This window comes from Acinetobacter bereziniae (assembly GCF_016576965.1).
Classification (GTDB): domain Bacteria; phylum Pseudomonadota; class Gammaproteobacteria; order Pseudomonadales; family Moraxellaceae; genus Acinetobacter; species Acinetobacter bereziniae.
In genome coordinates, this window is the sequence record NZ_CP066119.1 from 3,996,489 (window position 1) to 4,014,809 (window position 18,321).

Annotated in this window: 19 protein-coding genes; 5 read left to right on the forward strand and 14 right to left on the reverse strand. The window is 39.3% G+C overall.

The window, feature by feature from the left end; all coding sequences use genetic code 11:
* Window positions 1-96: 96 nt before the first annotated feature.
* From argJ to secA, 3 genes are all read right to left on the reverse strand, one after another.
* Window positions 97-1,317 (reverse strand): bifunctional glutamate N-acetyltransferase/amino-acid acetyltransferase ArgJ, encoded by a 1,221-nt coding sequence (gene argJ, locus I9192_RS18635; RefSeq protein WP_151781589.1) that lies wholly within the window; start codon window positions 1,315-1,317, stop codon window positions 97-99.
* Window positions 1,318-1,485: 168 nt separating this feature from the next.
* Window positions 1,486-1,848: a hypothetical protein gene (locus I9192_RS18640; protein ID WP_004830228.1), complete on the reverse strand. Its 363-nt coding sequence runs from the start codon at window positions 1,846-1,848 to the stop codon at window positions 1,486-1,488.
* A 138-nt stretch (window positions 1,849-1,986) separates the two neighbouring features.
* Window positions 1,987-4,707: a preprotein translocase subunit SecA gene (gene secA / locus I9192_RS18645; RefSeq protein ID WP_046760118.1), complete on the reverse strand. Its 2,721-nt coding sequence runs from the start codon at window positions 4,705-4,707 to the stop codon at window positions 1,987-1,989.
* Window positions 4,708-5,038: 331 nt separating this feature from the next.
* Here secA and I9192_RS18650 point away from each other — a divergent pair, with 331 nt between their 5' ends.
* Window positions 5,039-5,677 carry a peroxiredoxin gene (locus I9192_RS18650; RefSeq protein ID WP_004830231.1) on the forward strand — a complete coding sequence of 213 codons (639 nt, stop codon included), beginning with the start codon at window positions 5,039-5,041 and terminating at the stop codon, window positions 5,675-5,677.
* Between the two features lie 177 nt (window positions 5,678-5,854).
* Here the strand turns inward: I9192_RS18650 and lysM are convergent, their stop codons facing one another.
* From lysM to I9192_RS18680, 6 genes are all read right to left on the reverse strand, one after another.
* Window positions 5,855-6,328: a peptidoglycan-binding protein LysM gene (gene lysM / locus I9192_RS18655; RefSeq protein WP_004830234.1), complete on the reverse strand. Its 474-nt coding sequence runs from the start codon at window positions 6,326-6,328 to the stop codon at window positions 5,855-5,857.
* A gap of 288 nt (window positions 6,329-6,616) precedes the next feature.
* Window positions 6,617-6,853 carry an acyl carrier protein gene (acpP, locus tag I9192_RS18660; RefSeq protein WP_004723957.1) on the reverse strand — a complete coding sequence of 79 codons (237 nt, stop codon included), beginning with the start codon at window positions 6,851-6,853 and terminating at the stop codon, window positions 6,617-6,619.
* 86 nt (window positions 6,854-6,939) lie between these two features.
* The gene (fabG, locus tag I9192_RS18665) at window positions 6,940-7,674 is read right to left on the reverse strand and encodes a 3-oxoacyl-ACP reductase FabG (RefSeq protein ID WP_005031128.1); all 735 of its coding nucleotides are present in this window, start codon (window positions 7,672-7,674) and stop codon (window positions 6,940-6,942) included.
* Window positions 7,671-8,657 (reverse strand): ACP S-malonyltransferase, encoded by a 987-nt coding sequence (gene fabD / locus I9192_RS18670; RefSeq protein WP_004830238.1) that lies wholly within the window; start codon window positions 8,655-8,657, stop codon window positions 7,671-7,673. Before fabD ends, fabG begins: the two co-directional genes overlap by 4 nt.
* 166 nt (window positions 8,658-8,823) lie before the next feature.
* Window positions 8,824-9,009, reverse strand: coding sequence for a 50S ribosomal protein L32 (gene rpmF / locus I9192_RS18675; RefSeq protein WP_004830240.1), 186 nt, complete (start codon window positions 9,007-9,009; stop codon window positions 8,824-8,826).
* Between the two features lie 74 nt (window positions 9,010-9,083).
* Window positions 9,084-9,647 (reverse strand): YceD family protein, encoded by a 564-nt coding sequence (locus I9192_RS18680; RefSeq protein WP_005031131.1) that lies wholly within the window; start codon window positions 9,645-9,647, stop codon window positions 9,084-9,086.
* 97 nt (window positions 9,648-9,744) lie between these two features.
* Between I9192_RS18680 and I9192_RS18685 the strand changes: the two genes are divergently transcribed.
* On the forward strand, window positions 9,745-10,410 hold the full coding sequence (locus I9192_RS18685; RefSeq protein WP_004830244.1) for an elongation factor P hydroxylase: 666 nt from the start codon (window positions 9,745-9,747) through the stop codon (window positions 10,408-10,410).
* 268 nt (window positions 10,411-10,678) lie between these two features.
* Complete coding sequence (locus I9192_RS18690; RefSeq protein ID WP_004830246.1) at window positions 10,679-11,296, forward strand: L-threonylcarbamoyladenylate synthase; 618 nt, start codon at window positions 10,679-10,681, stop codon at window positions 11,294-11,296.
* Window positions 11,297-11,381: 85 nt separating this feature from the next.
* On the opposite strand, the gene I9192_RS18695 is transcribed toward I9192_RS18690, so the two are convergent.
* Window positions 11,382-12,176, reverse strand: coding sequence for a MipA/OmpV family protein (locus tag I9192_RS18695; RefSeq protein WP_005031134.1), 795 nt, complete (start codon window positions 12,174-12,176; stop codon window positions 11,382-11,384).
* A 476-nt stretch (window positions 12,177-12,652) separates the two neighbouring features.
* On the opposite strand from I9192_RS18695, the gene I9192_RS18700 reads away from it, so the two are divergent.
* Complete coding sequence (locus I9192_RS18700) at window positions 12,653-13,468, forward strand: MBL fold metallo-hydrolase (protein ID WP_005031136.1); 816 nt, start codon at window positions 12,653-12,655, stop codon at window positions 13,466-13,468.
* Between the two features lie 2 nt (window positions 13,469-13,470).
* Window positions 13,471-14,067 carry a dual specificity protein phosphatase family protein gene (locus I9192_RS18705; protein WP_005031138.1) on the forward strand — a complete coding sequence of 199 codons (597 nt, stop codon included), beginning with the start codon at window positions 13,471-13,473 and terminating at the stop codon, window positions 14,065-14,067.
* Window positions 14,068-14,090: 23 nt separating this feature from the next.
* On the opposite strand, the gene I9192_RS18710 is transcribed toward I9192_RS18705, so the two are convergent.
* Genes I9192_RS18710 through trpA form a run of 4 tightly spaced genes read right to left on the reverse strand, consistent with a single transcriptional unit; the run spans window position 14,091 to window position 18,068 of the window.
* The gene (locus I9192_RS18710) at window positions 14,091-15,095 is read right to left on the reverse strand and encodes an SPOR domain-containing protein (RefSeq protein WP_005031140.1); all 1,005 of its coding nucleotides are present in this window, start codon (window positions 15,093-15,095) and stop codon (window positions 14,091-14,093) included.
* Window positions 15,086-16,375 (reverse strand): bifunctional tetrahydrofolate synthase/dihydrofolate synthase, encoded by a 1,290-nt coding sequence (gene folC / locus I9192_RS18715; protein ID WP_005031141.1) that lies wholly within the window; start codon window positions 16,373-16,375, stop codon window positions 15,086-15,088. Before folC ends, I9192_RS18710 begins: the two co-directional genes overlap by 10 nt.
* On the reverse strand, window positions 16,372-17,268 hold the full coding sequence (accD, locus tag I9192_RS18720) for an acetyl-CoA carboxylase, carboxyltransferase subunit beta (protein ID WP_005031142.1): 897 nt from the start codon (window positions 17,266-17,268) through the stop codon (window positions 16,372-16,374). Before accD ends, folC begins: the two co-directional genes overlap by 4 nt.
* On the reverse strand, window positions 17,265-18,068 hold the full coding sequence (gene trpA / locus I9192_RS18725) for a tryptophan synthase subunit alpha (protein ID WP_005031143.1): 804 nt from the start codon (window positions 18,066-18,068) through the stop codon (window positions 17,265-17,267). Before trpA ends, accD begins: the two co-directional genes overlap by 4 nt.
* Between the last annotated feature and the right edge of the window lie 253 nt (window positions 18,069-18,321).

Below are 18,321 nucleotides of genomic sequence, written 5' to 3' on the forward strand. Positions count from 1 at the left end.
GAATTTATTGTACTTTTTACTGCACATAAATTCACCTCGAAAAATGTTTTGTTATAAAAAAGCCTCACGAATGAGGCTCAATTCAAATATCAATGTTTAAGAGCGATAGTCTGCATTAATTTTTACATAGTCATAGGATAAATCACAGGTATAGACGGTATCTTTGGCTGGTCCTCGCCCAAGATCTACACGAATAGTCATCTCAGTTTGTGACATCACACGCGCGCCTGCTTCTTCAGTATAATCTTCTGCAGCACCACCATCTTTACAAATCTGTACGTCATCCAACCAAACTTGAATTTTTTCAACATCTAGATCTTTCACACCTGCATAACCAATTGCTGCAAGGATACGTCCCCAGTTTGGATCAGATGCAAAAATTGCCGTTTTTACAAGTGGTGAATGCGCAATACTATATGCAATATCACAGCACTCTTGTGTATTATGACCACCTTCAACTGCCACAGTAATAAATTTGGTTGCTCCCTCGCCATCACGAATGATCAGTTGCGCCAAACGCTTCATTACACGGGATAAAACCTCAAGCACTACCGTATAGCGGACATCATCTTCTGTAGTGATTTCTACACCACCAGCACATCCGGTTGCTGCAAAGATACATGAATCATTGGTTGATGTATCACCATCCACCGTAATACGGTTAAATGATTGGTCTGCACTAACTTTCAGCATCTTTTGTACAAGTGTTCGTGCAATAGGCATATCTGTTGCTACAAAACTCAACATGGTTGCCATATTGGGACGAATCATACCTGCACCTTTAGAAATGCCGGTCATGGTATAAGTAATACCATCCAGCTCAAATTGCTCTGAAGCGCCTTTAGGTGTGGTATCCGTGGTCATGATTCCAGTTGCGGCATCACTCCATGCATCGTCACGCAAACTTGCTAAAGCAGGTTGTAATCCTTGAGTTAAACGCTCAATTGGTAATTGTTCACCAATAACACCTGTAGAAAATGGCAGGACTTCAAAAGCCTCTACTTGCGCCAATTCAGCAAGCTTTAAGCAGGTCAATTGAGCATTTTGCATACCTAATTTTCCCGTACCCGCATTGGCATTCCCGGTATTAATCACCAGGTAACGAGGATTCGCCTGTGCCAAATGCGCTTTAGAGACATGAACAGGTGCTGCACAAAATGCATTTTGGGTAAATACCCCAGCAACATTGGTACCTTTTGAAAATTCAAAAATAACTAAATCTCGTCGATTAGGATAACGGACATACGCCTCAGCAGAGCCAATTTTTACACCTTGCACCACATGCATATGTGGCATAGACACGTCACCAACAGCCATTTTTAAATGTCCATATGAGTTAAATAAGAACAACAGCTTATTAGAATTCTTGCTAAAAATCGAGCTTATTAAAAAGCTTATTTATTTTTACTATAAGAAATGTTTATTCATCTGAATATAAAATAAAAAAGCCAGTAAATTTACTGGCTTCATACTTTCTATCGCTTGTTATTGTTGCGCTGGAGCTGTGGTATCCACAGCCAATAACGCTTGTTTCACTTTTTCTTGACTAGATGCTGAAAGTGCTGGATTTGATGCAACAACTCGATTTACTGTCGCAGGTGTCACTGCCGCAATTGCTGCTGTTTTGAGAATAATTGGACGTCCACCCGTATTCCCCAAAGTATAACGAATACCTGTACGTGGGCTAATCACTGTGGTTGTTTCGTTTTTAACTTCTGCTTGCGCTGTTACCGCACCTGTCGCTGCTTGTACTTTTTCTACAGTGGTGGTTTGTGGTGCTGTATCTGCAAATGCCAATACTGGAAGGGCTAAAGTTGCAACAAATAAAGGTTGTAATAGTTTTTTCATTGTCTTTCCGAATATCTATTCAATTGAGCAACTTAATACCATTTTATTATATTTCCTGCAATCAAAATTAACTCACCGTAATAACTTGTAAAAAAAGCAGAACAATTGTTCTGCTTTTTTATTGAATTTTCAGTCGGTTTAATTAATTTTACCGTGGCACTGCTTATATTTCAGTCCAGAACCACATGGGCATGGTGCATTGCGACTTTCTGGTGGCTCAACCACATCGTCATTTGCAAATTGTGCATCAACGATATCATTGGTCACATTACCACTTAAACCATCTACTTCATCATGAGCAAAGTTCAAGCGCATTGCATCTGCTTGTGCTTGTTGTTGAGCTTCCATTTCAGCAAGCTCTTCAGGTGTTGGAATATGAACACGAGAAATATCAGTCACCACATCTGACTTAATTACACCTAACATATTAACGAATAAGTTAAATGCTTCTTTCTTGTATTCTTGCTCAGGATTCTTTTGTGCATAACCACGTAAGTGAATGCCTTGACGTAGATAATCCATCGCAGCCAAATGATCCTTCCAATGACGATCTAATGAACCCAACATGAAGTGACGTTCTAAAGTCGCTGCTGTTTCAGCACCCATTTGCTCACGACGACCACGATAACGTTCAACAATCTCATCAGAAATACGCTCAACCAAAGCTTCTTCATCAAGACGGCGGTCTTCTTCCAACCAACGATTAACAGGAAGATCAATCCCTAAATCTTCTTTTAAAGCATTTTCCAGACCATCAATATCCCATTGATCATGGATGGATTCTGGTGGAATATAAGTCTCAATCAAACCTTTTACAACTTCGCGATGCATTTCTTCAATATAATCTTGAAGTGAGCTCTCTTCTAAAATCTCATCTCGTTGAGAGTAAATAATCTTACGTTGCTCATTATTGACGTCATCATATTTCAATAAATTTTTACGAATATCAAAGTTTCGTGCTTCAACTTTACGTTGCGCATTTTCAATCGAACGAGAAACCATCTTATGTTCAATAGCTTCGTTTTCTTGTAAACCCATTGCACGCATCATTGCAACAACACGATCACCTGCGAAAATACGCATCAAATCATCTTCTAAAGACAAGAAGAAACGTGAAACACCAGGGTCACCTTGGCGACCAGAACGACCACGCAATTGATTATCAATACGACGAGATTCATGACGTTCAGAACCGATGATATGTAAACCACCTGAACTCAACACCATTTCATTATTGTGTTCCCATTCTGCTTTTAGACGTGCTTCATCTTCAGCAGTAGGTTGTTCAATTTTGGCTAATTTAGCTTTCCAGTTACCACCAAGCAAAATATCTGTACCACGACCTGCCATGTTTGTCGCAATCGTAACAGCACGTGGTGAACCTGCTTGTGCAATAATATCAGCTTCACGTTCATGCTGTTTAGCATTCAGCACTTCATGCGCAATGCCCGCTTCTTTAAGCTTATCCGATAAAATTTCAGAAGCTTCAATCGTTGCAGTACCGATCAGGATTGGAGCAACACCAGCTTCATGGATTTTTTGAATCTCTTCAATAATCGCGTTGTATTTACCATTACGGTTTAAATAAATTAAATCGTTCTGGTCATTACGAATCATTGGACGATGCGTTGGAATAAGTACAACATCCAAGCCATAAATTTCTTTCATTTCCGCAGCTTCAGTATCAGCAGTACCTGTCATACCTGAAAGCTTTTTGTATAAACGGAAATAGTTCTGGAATGTTGTTGTCGCTAAAGTTTGGTTTTCAGGTTGAACATCTAAGCCTTCTTTTGCTTCAACTGCTTGATGTAGACCTTCTGACCAGCGACGTCCCGGCATGGTACGACCTGTATTTTCATCGACAATAATCACTTCACCATCATGGATGATGTAATGAACATTACGTTGATACAAGAAATGCGCGCGAATTGCTGCTGAAACATGATGAACAAGGTTAAGATTTGATGGTGAATACAAGCTTTCGCCTTCAGCCAACAAACCCATTTTGATCAATTCATCTTCAACAGTTTCATAACCGACTTCAGTCATTTCCACTTGGCGTTGTTTTTCATCAATCCAGAAATGCCCACCATCTGCAACTTTTTCTTCTTTCTGTGCATGAAGCTTAGGTGGAATACTATTGATTGCGACATACAATTGTGATGAGTCATCACTTTGACCAGAAATAATCAACGGAGTACGTGCTTCATCAATCAAGATCGAATCGACCTCATCGATAATCGCATAAACCAAACCACGTTGCTTTTTCTCTGCCATAGAGAAAACCATGTTATCGCGAAGATAATCGAAACCAAATTCGTTATTGGTACCATAAGTAATATCTGAACGATAAGCTTCAGCTTTTTCGATTGGTGATTGCATTGAATAAATCACGCCAACCGTTAAACCTAAGAACTCATAAAGCGGACGGTTTAATTCAGCATCACGTTGTGCCAAATAATCGTTAACCGTAATCACATGAACGCCTTGCTCACTTATTGCATTGAGATAAACAGCCAAAGTTCCCATCAGGGTTTTACCTTCACCTGTACGCATCTCAGCAATTTTACCTTCGTGCAAAGTAATACCACCAATGAGCTGCACATCATAATGACGCATACCCATAACACGCTTTGCTGCTTCACGACATACAGCAAATGCTTCTGGCATTAATTTATCTAGGCTTTCACCATTCTTATATCTTTGTTTGAATTCTTCAGTTTTTGCAGATAAGTCTGCATCGCTGAGTGCAGATATCGTCGGCTCGAGCGCATTGATCTTATCGACAATTTTACGCATACGTTTTAGTTCGCGCTCGTTTTTAGTACCGAAGATTCCTCCGATCAGACTTGCCAACATATAAACTCTCTAAATCTTGTGAAATAAATTTTTCTCAGACGATATTATGGTGTTAGAAATTTGAAGTACAAGGGTTTTGCACAAATCCAATCAAAAAAATCTGACGACCAGTTGGGTACGCATGAGTTAAAGCGCCTTAATGTAGCAAATTTAACCGATATTTACAGCGAGGTCGTGCGCAATTCTGTGTTTTTTTCACATCAACACACCAACATATCTGTTTTTTTCATAAAGAAATAAAAAAACACTATTTTTAATTATAAAAAAACTGCGCAATAGTATTTTGGACGAGCTAAATAACAGATGATTTTTTAATTTTGAGGTTTTTATCATGACGCTACGATTAGGTGACATTGCACCAGATTTCACCCAAGAATCCAGTGAGGGACCCATTCACTTCTATGATTATTTGGGCGACAGCTGGGGAATTCTGTTTTCGCACCCTGCAGACTACACACCTGTATGTACCACTGAACTTGGCTATACTGCAAAGTTAAAAAGTGAATTTGAAAAACGTGGCGTAAAAGCTATTGCCCTTTCAGTAGATGATGTTGAATCACACCGCGGATGGATTAACGACATCAACGAAACACAAAATACTCAGGTGAACTTTCCGATACTTGCAGACAAAGATCGTAAAGTTTCAACGCTTTATGATTTTATCCATCCTAATGCCAGTGAAACTTTAACTGTTCGCTCCTTAATTATTATTGATCCCAATAAAAAAGTACGCCTCATTATTACTTACCCAGCGTCAACTGGACGTAATTTTCATGAAATTTTGCGGGTGATTGACTCATTACAACTCACAGACAACTATAAAGTAGCAACACCTGCCAACTGGCAAGATGGTGAGGATGTTGTCATTGTGCCTTCACTCAAAGATGAAGCGGAGTTGAAAGAGCGCTTCCCAAAAGGCTATACGGCGGTTAAACCTTATTTACGTCTTACACCACAACCGAACAAATAAAATAACCAGCAACTACGTCATTTATTTAAACTAACTACTCTTTCAAAAGATCACATTTTATATGTGATCTTTTTTATGCCATTTCTCTATTCAAGTCCAAGACACTCCTCGTTAAAACCAGACTGAGTCTAAAATCAAAAAAAGGCACAGAAGTGCCTTTAATTCTATCTGTAGCACTTAAGCTGGAATACGCAAAACTTGTCCAGGAAAAATATCATCTGCATTTTTCAGTAATGGGCGGTTTGCTTCAAAAATTTTATTGTATTGATTTGGATCACCATAAAATTCTTTTGAAATTTTTGACAAATTATCACCTGACTTCACCGTATAGAATTTACTTTCTGGCTCTGGTGTAGCAACAGTCATTTGATCATCCACTTGAGCAACATGATCAACATTACCAATCGCAAGAACAATTTTCTCTTTATCTGCTTGGCTGTGTACTTGTCCACGAACAGTAGCTAAGTCTGTTTGAGAATTATAACTCACCGATAAACCGTCAATAGACAGACCTAAACTCTTCACGAGTCCAAGGAGTTTGTTCGCAACTTCTTGTGCAGAAGGTTCTGCTGGTGTTGCTGGTGCAGCTTGTGGCTCAGCAGGCGCTGTATTTTTTTTACCGATACCTTTTACGAAATCAAAAAGACCCATTTATGTTCTCCATATTTTATTTGGAACTTGTTTTTACTGTGAACTTTTATAAAAAATTATAAACTCTATTTTTATAGCGAAAAAACACAGCGAAATGCGTAGTCATTAGTGACAGAAAAGTAACCGTATGTAACCACTATTTTTTTGATTTTAGAATTATTTCAGCATGATCAAATATTTTGTTTAGGTGATTAAGCTTGATTTCATCTTTAAAAATATCCAGCAATAAAAAAACCACCTTTACGGTGGTTTTTACGCATAACAACGACGTGTTATACAATCAACACATTAACCAAGTTTTTTAGTTACATAGTCGATTGCTGATTGAACAGTCGTGATTTCGTTAGAATCTTCATCAGGGATAGTGATGTCGAAGTCATTTTCGAAAGACATAACAAGTTCTACTAGGTCTAAAGAATCCGCACCCAAATCATCCATGAAAGATGCTTCGTTTTTGATTTCTTCAGCTTTAATACCTAATTGTTCTGCAACAGCTTGTTTAATGCGTTGTTCGATATCGCTCACAGGAATTCTCCTCATTGCTTGTGGCGGCTTTTAATTGCCTGATAGTTTAATTGAATATTTACTTTTTTCAAAGTTTATACATCGCATTACGCCATGTATAAACCACCATTTACGTGTAATACTGTGCCTGTAATGTAACTAGCTTTGTCAGAAGCCAAGAAACTCACAGCATCCGCAATGTCTTGTGGTTGACCAAAGCGGTTTAAGGCAACTTGATCACTCATTTTTTTACGAATGTCTTCGCTTAACTGCTCAGTCATTTCAGTCGCAATAAAACCTGGAGCAATGCAGTTCACTGTAATTTGACGGCTACCCATCTCTTTTGCAAGGCTACGGCTAAACGCTTCAATACCTGCTTTTGCCGCTGAATAATTGGCTTGACCTGGGTTAGCAAAATGAGCAACCACAGAACTAATATTAATAATACGTCCAAAGCGAGCTTTGGTCATACCTTTCAATACACGTTTAGACAAACGGAAAACAGCCTTGAGATGAATGTTGAGAATATCGTCCCAATCATCTTCAGACATACGCAATAATAAATTATCTTTGGTAATCCCTGCGTTATTGACCAATATCATCACTGAACCATATTTTTGTTCAATGTCAGATACCAATGCATCAATGGCTGTACCGTCGCGTACATCAAGTACTGCGCCTACACCTTGCTCTGCAAAAGTCACAGAAAGTTTTTCTGCACCTGCTTCAGATGTTGCTGTACCGACAACAAAATAACCATCTTGAATTAATTGTTGAGCGATGGCAGCACCAATTCCTCTGCTTGCGCCTGTCACTAATGCAACTTTACGTTCTTGTGTCATGCAATTTTCCCTTCAGCCACTAAGATAGCATTCAGTGCATCTTCCATACGTGCTTGCGTATCAAGTGGAAATGCTTTTTCAATATTAGGTAAACGTTTTGCCAAATTTGCCAGTACATTACCAGGTCCGCACTCTGCAACATACTGGATACCTTGATCTTGTATGAATTGCATAGTTTTGGTCCACTGTACAGATTGGTACAATTGCGCTGTTAACGCCTGACGTAACTGTGTGGTATCTGTGGCAATTTCAGCATTGACATTTTGTATTACAGGAATACTTGGAAGCTCAATGGCAGTTTGTTCCAAAGCTTCTGCAAACCGTTCAGCAGCAGGTTTCATCAACGAACAATGAGATGGTACGGATACTGGTAAAGCAATCGCTTTGCCACCATTCTCTTTTGCCGCAACCATAACCGCTTCAACCAGCGTCTTATCCCCTGCAATTACAACTTGACCTTGTGCATTATAGTTTGCCGCTTCAACTGAGCCACGCCCTTGCACATTGGCTTGTTCACACAGTTCAATGACTTTTGCATCCTCCAAACCGAGAATCGCAGCCATTGCACCTTGCCCTTGAGGTACTGCAGATTGCATCAACTGACCACGTAGATTGACCAATTTAACTGCATCAGCCAATGTCATTGCATTTGCAGCAACCAAGGCGCTGTACTCACCTAATGAATGACCTGCAAGATACTTTGGTGCAACACCACCAAGATCCAACCATACACGCCAAAGTGCAATACTGGCTGTTAACAGTACAGGTTGAGTGTTTTCAGTTTGATCTAAACCCTCACCACTTTGCGCAATGTGCCATAAATCAAAACCAATGGCATCTGAAGCTTCAGCAAAGGTTTCTTGTACACCACTAAACTGTTCTGCAAGTTCAGCAAGCATACCTACTTTTTGTGACCCTTGACCTGGAAACAAAAATGCAGTTTTTGTTGCTTGAGCTGCTTGTTCGAGTCGTTTGGCAGACATATAAAAAGTCCCTTATTTAATCTTGATCGTTTCCGATGCGGCAATTTTACAGAAAAAAAAAATTTATTTAATTGCGAAATACAACAAAAAATACGCATATACAAAACAAAAAAAGGGAGCTTTCGCTCCCATTTTTTCACTAAGCTTACGCCTAATGCGTCAACAATTATTCAGCATCAGCTGCTTTAGCGAATAATTGACGACCACGGTAGAAACCATCTTTAGTCACGTGGTGACGACGGTGAGTTTCACCTGAAGTTTGGTCTACAGTTAATGCATTCTCGGTTAAAGCGTCATGTGAACGGCGCATGTCACGGCGAGAGCGACTTTTACGGTTTTGCTGAACGGCCATGATGGCTCCTTACAAATCGAAAAAATGGATCAGAACAAATTCGGTTGTCTTAACTTAACAGTATAACACAAAATTTAGTTAAGTTTACCCTTCAAACTTGCCAAAACATCAAACGGGTTATCCCGTTTTTCTTCAACAATGTCCTGAACGGCTGGCTGATGCTTATGTTCACAAGCGTCATGCTTAGGAGACAAAGGCATCAACAATAACAATTCATCTTCTAAAAGCGCGAGTAAATCAACAGTTGCAGGAGTATTGGTTAAATAATCTCCCTTGGTTGTTGCTTCACTTTCACCTAATACGATGAAATCAGCATCCTCATCCAAGCGCTCTATCAGTGACTCATCATCTATTAAAGCCAAATGGAAATCAGAAACCAGAGGAATTTCAACAGAATCCAGACAACGCTGACATTCCATTGGAACTTTGGTATCTACATGACCATCCAACCATACGATACGATGATACGCATCCATTGATAGCTTACAGTCTATATTGATCAATTGATCATCAATTGATCCAACAGCTTCACGGGAAATACGAACAAAGCGAGACAATGGCAGTGTACCTGACCATGTAAAGCCTTGTTCAGCCCATTTAAACGGCTCTATCTGTGCCGGAAAGGTATTTGCTGACATAATTAAGGCGGCAATTCTACAAATTCATAGGTACTCTGTCAAAGATTAAGATACAATTTTGTACTTATTTAGACAGATCTCTTGAGTAATACAAGCCATGCATCAGTTGCAGCCGCAACCTGAAGTCACTACTTCATTACAATTTAACACCCGCTTAACCTCTGAAAACACATTGGAAGTGACCGATGTGCAACGCTCCCAATGGGAGAATTTGCAAACAGAAGCTCAGCAAGTAGATTGGCTTATCTTACACTTTAATCGTTGGTTTTCCCACCTAAATGTAATACTTGTTCGTGGCGATTTTGAACCTGAATATTTTCCTGCAACAAAAGATCAGCCTGCACGTATTCAATTTGCACATGGATTTTTTAATAGTGCTTTACATGAAATTAGTCATTGGACCATTGCAGGTGAACAACGTCGATTGTTACCTGATTTAGGCTATTGGTATGCGCCAGACGGACGTACAGCTGAACAACAAGCATTGTTTGAACAAGTCGAAATCAAACCTCAAGCCATAGAATGGTTATTTTCTAAAGCATTTGGACGAAAATTTCGAGTCTCACTGGATAATCTCACTGGTGAAGGGGGTGATGGTGCTAGATTTAAAGATCATGTTTATGCTCAGGTACAACACTTTTTTTCAGGTGAAACTAAACTTCCTCGCGATGCAAAACACTTTATTGAATGTATTTGTGCATACACTCGAGGTGGCAAAACATTACAAAGCACTGAGTTCAACCGAAATGATTTAGATGGTTAATCAAAATAAGTTAACTCAAACATCTTTACCAACTCATTTCGCCATCTTGATTCTATGGCTGGCGATATAATTGCAATCAGAGTCCACTCATTCGCACTAGATCGACATAGATTTTAGTGAATGTCATATTCAAAAGCCAAAATACCTGAGCCATCGTTCTAATATTATTAAAATATGAATGAGTTCAAATAAAATTACAAATAATGGTGTTCTTAACCATTTATTTTCAATACCATATATCAATAGATAATAAATCAGGAGAATAAATATGCTGCATTTAAGAGTACATCCTGACAATCCTCAACCACGTTTAATTAGTCAAGCTGTAGAAAGAATTCGAGCAGGTGATGTTGTGGTCTATCCAACAGATGCGGCTTATGCCATAGGCTGTCAGATTGGAAATAAGAATGCGATGGAACGTATTGCTCAGATTCGCGGCTTAGGTGCCAAACATCAATACGCCATTATTTGTGCTGACTTATCAGATATCGCCACTTATGCCAAAGTAGACAATGCAATGTATCGACTACTTAAAGCCAATACACCTGCAGTCACCACGTATATTTTACCTGCGACCAGTGAAGTACCGCGTCGCTTAATGCATCCAAAGAAAAAAACCATTGGTCTACGTGTTCCAAGTAATCCTGTTTGTCAAATGCTGTTAAAAGAGTTGGGAGAACCCTTACTGACAAGTACCTTGATTTTACCCGGTCAAGATGCACCAATGGATGATCCCTACGATATTGAACAATTATTGGAAAAACGCATTGATGTATTTATTGACAGTGGTTTGGGAACTTTAACCACCACCAGTATTGTCGATCTCTCTGGAGTAAATCCAGAAATTGTTCGTCGTGGTGTGGGCGATGTCAGCGCTTTTGAATAAGCGCTGGACATTTAAGTTTTAAAGCGATCTCTTTCTCGAAGTCACATGAATAACATTAATCACTCTAATATTAATCATGTGATCATCAAAAATTATAGGTTAATCCCGTATAAAAGATAGTTGTTGTTTTTTCATTTATTAAAGGTCCATTTTGGGCTTTATTGGGTAAGAACTCTTGCTTGACTGCACCACTCAAACTAATGTTCTTTGTAATATTATAGATTGCACCTAGCGAAACTTGCGGGACAAGCAATTGATTTGGTTTGTAAGATGTAACACCTCGAGCAACTTCACTATCCAATACACCATAGTAATAATTTGCTCGCTTATCAGAGAGCCAATTTACACCAACATTTGGAATAATGGTGAGCTCTGGGGTAAGACTCCAAAAATATTCATATTTTAAACGCAACTCCGCACCTTTACTCGCTCCACCAACATCATTGACAGCTTGTAAAGAAAGTTGGCCATAAGGTGAATGAATAAGCCCTTCAAAACCTAAATCAACACTTAAATCTCGGTCTTCCAATTGAGATTTGTTTAGATTTTTTTCTGCTAATTTTCTTCTACTGAGTTTATCAACGTCTAAAATCATCATACTGGCATTTGCAATCGCACTAAATTTAACCACCTGATTTTGATATAGATTAGCACCTGCATACAAACCACGAACAAAAAAACGATCACTTTCATATGCAATAACAGGAACAGGGATAACTTCTGTTTTTTCTCCTACATACATTCCAGTACGCCCAACTACCCCCATGCCTAAACTCACACCCTTAACCTTATTAATTTGCTTAATTGTTTTATCTACATCCGCCGCAAAAACAACAAAAGGGAAACACAATAACGTGGTAAATACAGTTCTTTTCAACATCTTCCATCCCACCTATATTAAGAAATTTTAAATAATAACACTTATTAAACAACGCAAAACACCAACTTAAGTAAATTTAATCAATTAATTAAATTTACTATAGCCGTTATAAATTATTTTTAAATTTACATAAAAATTAATAAAAACAAAATATTACAAACATAATTTATTCAAAAAGATATATCTGATTTTAAAAATAAATGCGAACTTCGTTACAAAGTTGTATACAACCCTACCCCATCATCAAAAAATTATTTAAAAAATCTTAAATTCAACTCTTAATTTATGAAGATACAGCGCATAAAAATTTTGATTTTCAAACAAAGCCCTTGTTGTGATTATTGATCCAATTGAAGATTTCTCTTTTGAAATGCGCTTCCAAGGTAGAGATTTGAGTAGTTTATGATTATTTTAGATTGGTATTTTTTCCAATTCAGTTTATAAACAAAGCACAATCCTAAAAACAAAGCATCATTATGATATACAACATTCATCATTTACATTGTGGAACGATGTGTCCAATCTGTGCACCCATTTATGGGCAAAAGGGCTTACATGCAAAAATGGTCTGCCACTGCCTCTTAGTTGAAACCGATAAAGGCTTAGTACTGATTGATACAGGATTTGGGACCCAAGATTATCTTCACCCTCAAGTACGCCTAGGCAAGTTATTTTCAAAGGTCAGTGCTATTCAATTTGATTTTACACTGACCGCACTCGCACAAATTCAACAACTCGGCTTTCAGCCTTCTGATGTGAAACATATTTTAGTCAGTCATTTAGACCTAGATCATGCTGGAGGAATTTCAGACTTTCCTCAAGCCACGATTCATATTCTATCCAGTGAATATAATGCCGCTCAAAAACTATCGGTGATGAATAAATTACGTTATCGCCCACAACAATTTAAAAATCATCGTCACTGGAACTTTCTTGAGCCCAAGAATGGAGAATCTTGGTTTAATTTTCACAAGGTTCAAGGTTTTCATATATTTAATGATGAAATTTTATTGATTCCATTACTGGGACATACCACCGGACACTGTGGTATTGCGATTAAACAACACAATGGATGGGTATTCTTCTGTGGGGATGCTTATTACAGCCATTTGGAATTAGATCCAAATCATAAGCTTCCACTATTGGATAAACTTGAACGCTTATTTGCAGAAAATAATACCGCTCGTTTAAAAACACTTTCTGAAATCCAACGTTTGGCACACAATGAGCCTCGCATCGAAATAATTTGTGCGCATGATCCCGTTGAACTTGACCGCTACCTTGTAAAATAATCATGAAATTGAAATTACTCGCCTCTACCGTCTTAGTCAGCTTAAGTTTACAGTTTGTAGGCTGTATGACGACATCAGCACTTCCTGATCACCAACGCCCACAGCAATGGGGTACTGTGGTGAATAAACAGCATAATTTTTATCGTATCAGTGACAGCGTTTTCCGTAGTGAACAGCCCAGCACAGAGATTATTCCTGCCTTAAAAGAGCATGATATTGCTGTGGTCATCAATCTAAGGAGCCGTGATAGAGATAAAACTGTTTTGGCACAACAAGATTTTCAATTGGTACATATTCCAATCAACACTTGGGCAATCGATCGTGATGATTTACTTCAAGTCATGAAAACGATTCAAACGGCTGAGAAAAAGCAGCAAAAGGTTCTTATTCACTGTTATCACGGCTCAGATCGTACGGGTGCAAGTGTTGCCATGTACCGTATTATTTTTGAGAATTGGTCAGTCGATGATGCATTAAAAGAAATGAAACATGGTGGTTATGGTTTTCATCCAATTTGGAGCAATATTGAAAAACTTTTTACCCCTGAAAATATAAAATGGATTCGTGAGCAACTCACGAATCCATCTTTAGCGACCTAATCTATAACACTTAACATCAGCTCTTAACGGCGATCCAAAGGAACCCATTCGATCACCCAAGCGGATTTCATGCCTAAACTTGCATCAGCATTGATCTTTTTACGTGATGCATCAGCAGACTCTCGATCTTTAGATGGTCCAACCATGATACGAATACCTTTCGAGGTTGGGCTTTTGGTGACTTTATACCCTTTGGCACGGAGCTTTGCAGCGACTGCATCTGCATTGGCTTCATTGGCTGCAAGTGCAACTTGTACCATCCATTGTTTATCACCATTTTCCAGTAAATCGCGTGCTTTTTCTGCCTCAACTTTCTTTTTAGCTTCCTCAGCTTTACGCTTTTTCTCAGCTTCTGCTTTCTTCTCTTCAGCTTGTTTTTTCTCAGCAGCGGCTTTCTTTTCAGCTTCTACTTTGCGTTTCTCGTCAGCTTTCTGTTGTTCTTCTAGCTTACGTTTTTTCTCTTCAGCTGCTTTACGCTCTGCTTCTGCGGTAGCTTGTCGCTTCTGCTCAGCGAGCTTTTTTTCAGCTTCGGCTTTCTGTTTCAACTGTGCATTTTGTTGCTCAAGCTGTTTCTGTTCAGTTGCTTTCTGCTGCGCTTTGGCTTTTTCATCTTGCACCAGCTCAGGAGGAATATCTGCACCCTCTTGTGCTGCCGCTGCTGCACCACGTCTTGCATTTGCAGCAGCATATTCTTCAGCCGCTTTACGTGCAGCATCAGCCTCTGCCTGTTGTTGCATACGTAAAAACTCAGCAGCCTTGGCTTCTTGTTCAGCCACAGCTTTTTCACGAGCACGCTTTTGTTCTTCCAACAGACGTTTTTCTGTTGCAACATCCACAGTCAATGGTTGTAATTGTACAGCCTCGCCTGCAGGCGTAGTTTTGTTTGGCTGAGTTTGACTTGCAGGTTGTGTTTCAGCCTGTCTTTGGTGGATTTCTTCTTTACCTTTTAGAAGCAATGCCGCCAATAGAACACCACCACTTAATAAAACAACACCGCCCATCCAGCGTTGTTTGTTATTCATTGACATTCTTCTAAATACTCCCAGACCGCTTCTAAGGTATGGAACGAACCACACACCAAAATCAGCTGATTATTATTGGTTTCTGCAAGCGCTGATTGAAATGCGGCTTGTACACAATCAAACTGTTCAACTGTCTCATTCTGCAATGCAGTGTGCAACTGTTCCATTGATGCTGCACGAGGCACAGTTAATGGAGCAATTTTCCACTTTAAGACAGTATTTTTCAACAACTTGACCACAGAATCTATATCTTTGTCAGACAACATTGAAAAAATAGAGACAACTTCTGTGTACTGTTTATTGTATTCTAAGAATTTTCGCAATTGCTTTAACAAAAATTCAACACCATGCGGATTATGTCCCGCATCAAAGATGACTGTTTTATCTTGTATTTTTCTAATTTCAAAACGACCAGCCAATTGTGCCTTTTTGATTCCCTGAGCAATTGCCTGTTGCGAAACATTTAAATCACTGAGTACAACTGCGGCAACAGCAGTAGAAATATTTTCTAAAGCAAGCTGCCCTGTTGGAAATTTCAAAGTCGTACCTGAACTTGCAAAGTTCCAAGTCTGACCATCTTCAGATAGCTGATAAAAATAATCACGATTTACAGCATATAGCTGAGCATTACATTGTTGTGCTTTGTCCTGAATCGCTTGTGGCATTGCTTGTAAGCCACCAAAGACGACAGGAATATTTGGACGAATAATTCCTGCTTTTTCAAAAGCAATTTTTTCAATCGTATCGCCCAACCAGTCGGTATGATCTAAACCAATATTGGTAATCACAGCGAGATCTGGGTCAATCACATTGACCACATCTAAACGTCCACCTAACCCTACTTCAAGCACCCAAACATCACATTGTTTCTGTTTAAAAATAACAAATGCTGCCAGTGTGGTTGCTTCAAAAAAGGATAATGATAAATTGCAGATACGACGTGCTTGATCAACTTGAACAAAAGCATCAATCAGAGTTTGATCATCAACTTCCTGACCAGCCAATTTGACACGTTCATTGAATCTGTAAATATGTGGGGATTGATATAGACCTACATTCAAACCTTGCGCATTGAGTATGGCAGCGAGGGTGGTTGTGGTTGATCCTTTACCATTAGTGCCAGCAACAGTGATCACTTTTGCTGAGGGACGCATGATTTCGAGTTGTTCAGCTACAGGAATGACTCGCTCTAAGCCTAAATCAATTCCTGTAACGTGAACATGGCTCCAATAATCGAGCCATGTTTGTAATTTATCAGTATTTAAAGGTGCTGTTTCGTTGTTCAAGGCAAGTTCATCAGTTTCGCTACAATACGATATACAGTATCACGTAATGCATGACGATGAACAATTTGATCGACCACCCCATGATCAAGCAAGAATTCCGCACGTTGGAACGGTTCTTCAAGTTTCTCACGTACGGTTTGTTCGATAACGCGCTTACCAGCAAAGCCAATCATCGCTTTAGGTTCTGCAATTTGTACATCGCCCAACATTGCCAAAGACGCAGTAACACCACCATAAACTGGGTGTGTTAACACCACGATATAAGGTAGATGTGCATCTTTCATTTTTTGAACCGCAGCTGAAGTACGCGCCATTTGCATAAGCGACAACATGCCTTCTTGCATACGTGCACCGCCAGAAGCTGCAAAACAGACTAATGGCTGTTTGTCTTTAATGGCTTTTTCAGCAGCCTGTACAAAGCGATCGCCCACGACAGTACCCATTGATCCAGCCATAAAGTCGAATTCAAAAGCACAAGCCACCATTGAAATATTTTTCAACTGCCCTTGCATGGCGACCAGCGCTTCAGTTTCACCTGTTTTATCCTGCGCTTCTTTTAAACGCGCTGGATAAGGTCTACTGTCGACAAAATGTAACGGGTCTTTAGCAACAAATTCTTGACCAAGTTCATTGTTAACTTGATCAAAGAACCAGTTCAAACGATCACGTGCTTTCATTTTCAAATGTTCATCACATGACGGACAAACATAAGCATTAAAAGACATCGCTGTACGAGTCACGAGTGCATGACATTCAGGGCACTCAATGGTTGGTTCAGTAAACGTCGCTTTGAGTGTTTGTTGTTGATCAGGCACATCAATGCCTGGAACTTTACGATCTGTCCACGGCGTAATTGCGCTGAGGATTTTCCCTGATTTCACTTCTTGATTCATACTAACTCATCGAGCGCCGCTCGAAGCTCCTTGACTTTATTCACTGCTGCTTCAACAGCTTGTTCTGGTGCAAGATTTGCAAAAGGTTTGACAAAAGCACTTCCAACAATCACAGCATCTGCAACTTGACCAACAGCTTTAGCAGAAGCAGCATCACTGATTCCAAAACCTACACCAACAGGAATATCGGTAAAGGTTTTAATTTTTTGGATACGTGTTGCGACTTCAGTTGTGTCTAATGTTGCAGCACCAGTGACACCTTTTAGAGACACATAGTAAATAAAACCACGGGCTTGATTTACTACATGTTGAATACGCTGTTCAGTAGAGGTTGGTGCGAGCAAAAAGATTTGATCCATATCGTATTTTTGCAATACGTCATCTAATGTTTTTGCTTCTTCTGGAGGTAAGTCCACAAGCAACACGCCATCTACGCCACATTCATGGGCATAAGCCACAAACTTTTCATATCCAATGACTTCAACAGGATTTAAATATCCCATTAAAACAACAGGTGTAGTGGTGTCTTTTTGACGAAACGCTTTGACCATATTCAAAGCATCAAGTGTGTTGGTGCCGGCAGCCAGAGCACGCTCTGCTGCAAGTGCGATTACAGGACCATCTGCCATCGGGTCGGAAAATGGTAATCCAAGTTCTACAACATCTACGCCTGCTTCAACCATCTGATGCAACAATGGTACCGTTACATGAGGTTGTGGATCACCCGCCATCACATAAGAAACCAAAGCCTTACGCTGTTGAGATTTAAGTTGTGCAAAACGAGTGGCTAAACGTGACATAGGATTGTACATTCCTTGAATTGTTCAAACTTGAGGAGTTTTTAGATGATCAGACAACTGAGATGAATTTAAAATTCATTGACTTATTATCTTCCATCATCCAAATGTATAAATACAAGACACTGCATTGTAACGCTATTTTTTACTCAAAGGATAGAGTCACATAGTCGCTCAAACGTATCTTGTTTTATATGACAAATAATAAAACAACCCATATGTACATTTAGCGCTATTTTCAAAATGAGGACAATGA

Excerpts from the sequence above, each read along its gene's own strand:
- argJ (WP_151781589.1), bottom strand. The coding sequence starts at position 1,317 with ATGGCTGTTGGTGACGTGTCTATGCCACATATGCATGTGGTGCAAGGT.
- I9192_RS18640 (WP_004830228.1), bottom strand. The coding sequence starts at position 1,848 with ATGAAAAAACTATTACAACCTTTATTTGTTGCAACTTTAGCCCTTCCA.
- secA (WP_046760118.1), bottom strand. The coding sequence starts at position 4,707 with ATGTTGGCAAGTCTGATCGGAGGAATCTTCGGTACTAAAAACGAGCGC.
- I9192_RS18650 (WP_004830231.1), top strand. The coding sequence starts at position 5,039 with ATGACGCTACGATTAGGTGACATTGCACCAGATTTCACCCAAGAATCC.
- lysM (WP_004830234.1), bottom strand. The coding sequence starts at position 6,328 with ATGGGTCTTTTTGATTTCGTAAAAGGTATCGGTAAAAAAAATACAGCG.
- fabG (WP_005031128.1), bottom strand. The coding sequence starts at position 7,674 with ATGACACAAGAACGTAAAGTTGCATTAGTGACAGGCGCAAGCAGAGGA.
- fabD (WP_004830238.1), bottom strand. The coding sequence starts at position 8,657 with ATGTCTGCCAAACGACTCGAACAAGCAGCTCAAGCAACAAAAACTGCA.
- rpmF (WP_004830240.1), bottom strand. The coding sequence starts at position 9,009 with ATGGCCGTTCAGCAAAACCGTAAAAGTCGCTCTCGCCGTGACATGCGC.
- I9192_RS18680 (WP_005031131.1), bottom strand. The coding sequence starts at position 9,647 with ATGTCAGCAAATACCTTTCCGGCACAGATAGAGCCGTTTAAATGGGCT.
- I9192_RS18685 (WP_004830244.1), top strand. The coding sequence starts at position 9,745 with ATGCATCAGTTGCAGCCGCAACCTGAAGTCACTACTTCATTACAATTT.
- I9192_RS18690 (WP_004830246.1), top strand. The coding sequence starts at position 10,679 with ATGCTGCATTTAAGAGTACATCCTGACAATCCTCAACCACGTTTAATT.
- I9192_RS18695 (WP_005031134.1), bottom strand. The coding sequence starts at position 12,176 with ATGTTGAAAAGAACTGTATTTACCACGTTATTGTGTTTCCCTTTTGTT.
- I9192_RS18700 (WP_005031136.1), top strand. The coding sequence starts at position 12,653 with ATGATATACAACATTCATCATTTACATTGTGGAACGATGTGTCCAATC.
- I9192_RS18705 (WP_005031138.1), top strand. The coding sequence starts at position 13,471 with ATGAAATTGAAATTACTCGCCTCTACCGTCTTAGTCAGCTTAAGTTTA.
- I9192_RS18710 (WP_005031140.1), bottom strand. The coding sequence starts at position 15,095 with ATGTCAATGAATAACAAACAACGCTGGATGGGCGGTGTTGTTTTATTA.
- accD (WP_005031142.1), bottom strand. The coding sequence starts at position 17,268 with ATGAATCAAGAAGTGAAATCAGGGAAAATCCTCAGCGCAATTACGCCG.
- trpA (WP_005031143.1), bottom strand. The coding sequence starts at position 18,068 with ATGTCACGTTTAGCCACTCGTTTTGCACAACTTAAATCTCAACAGCGT.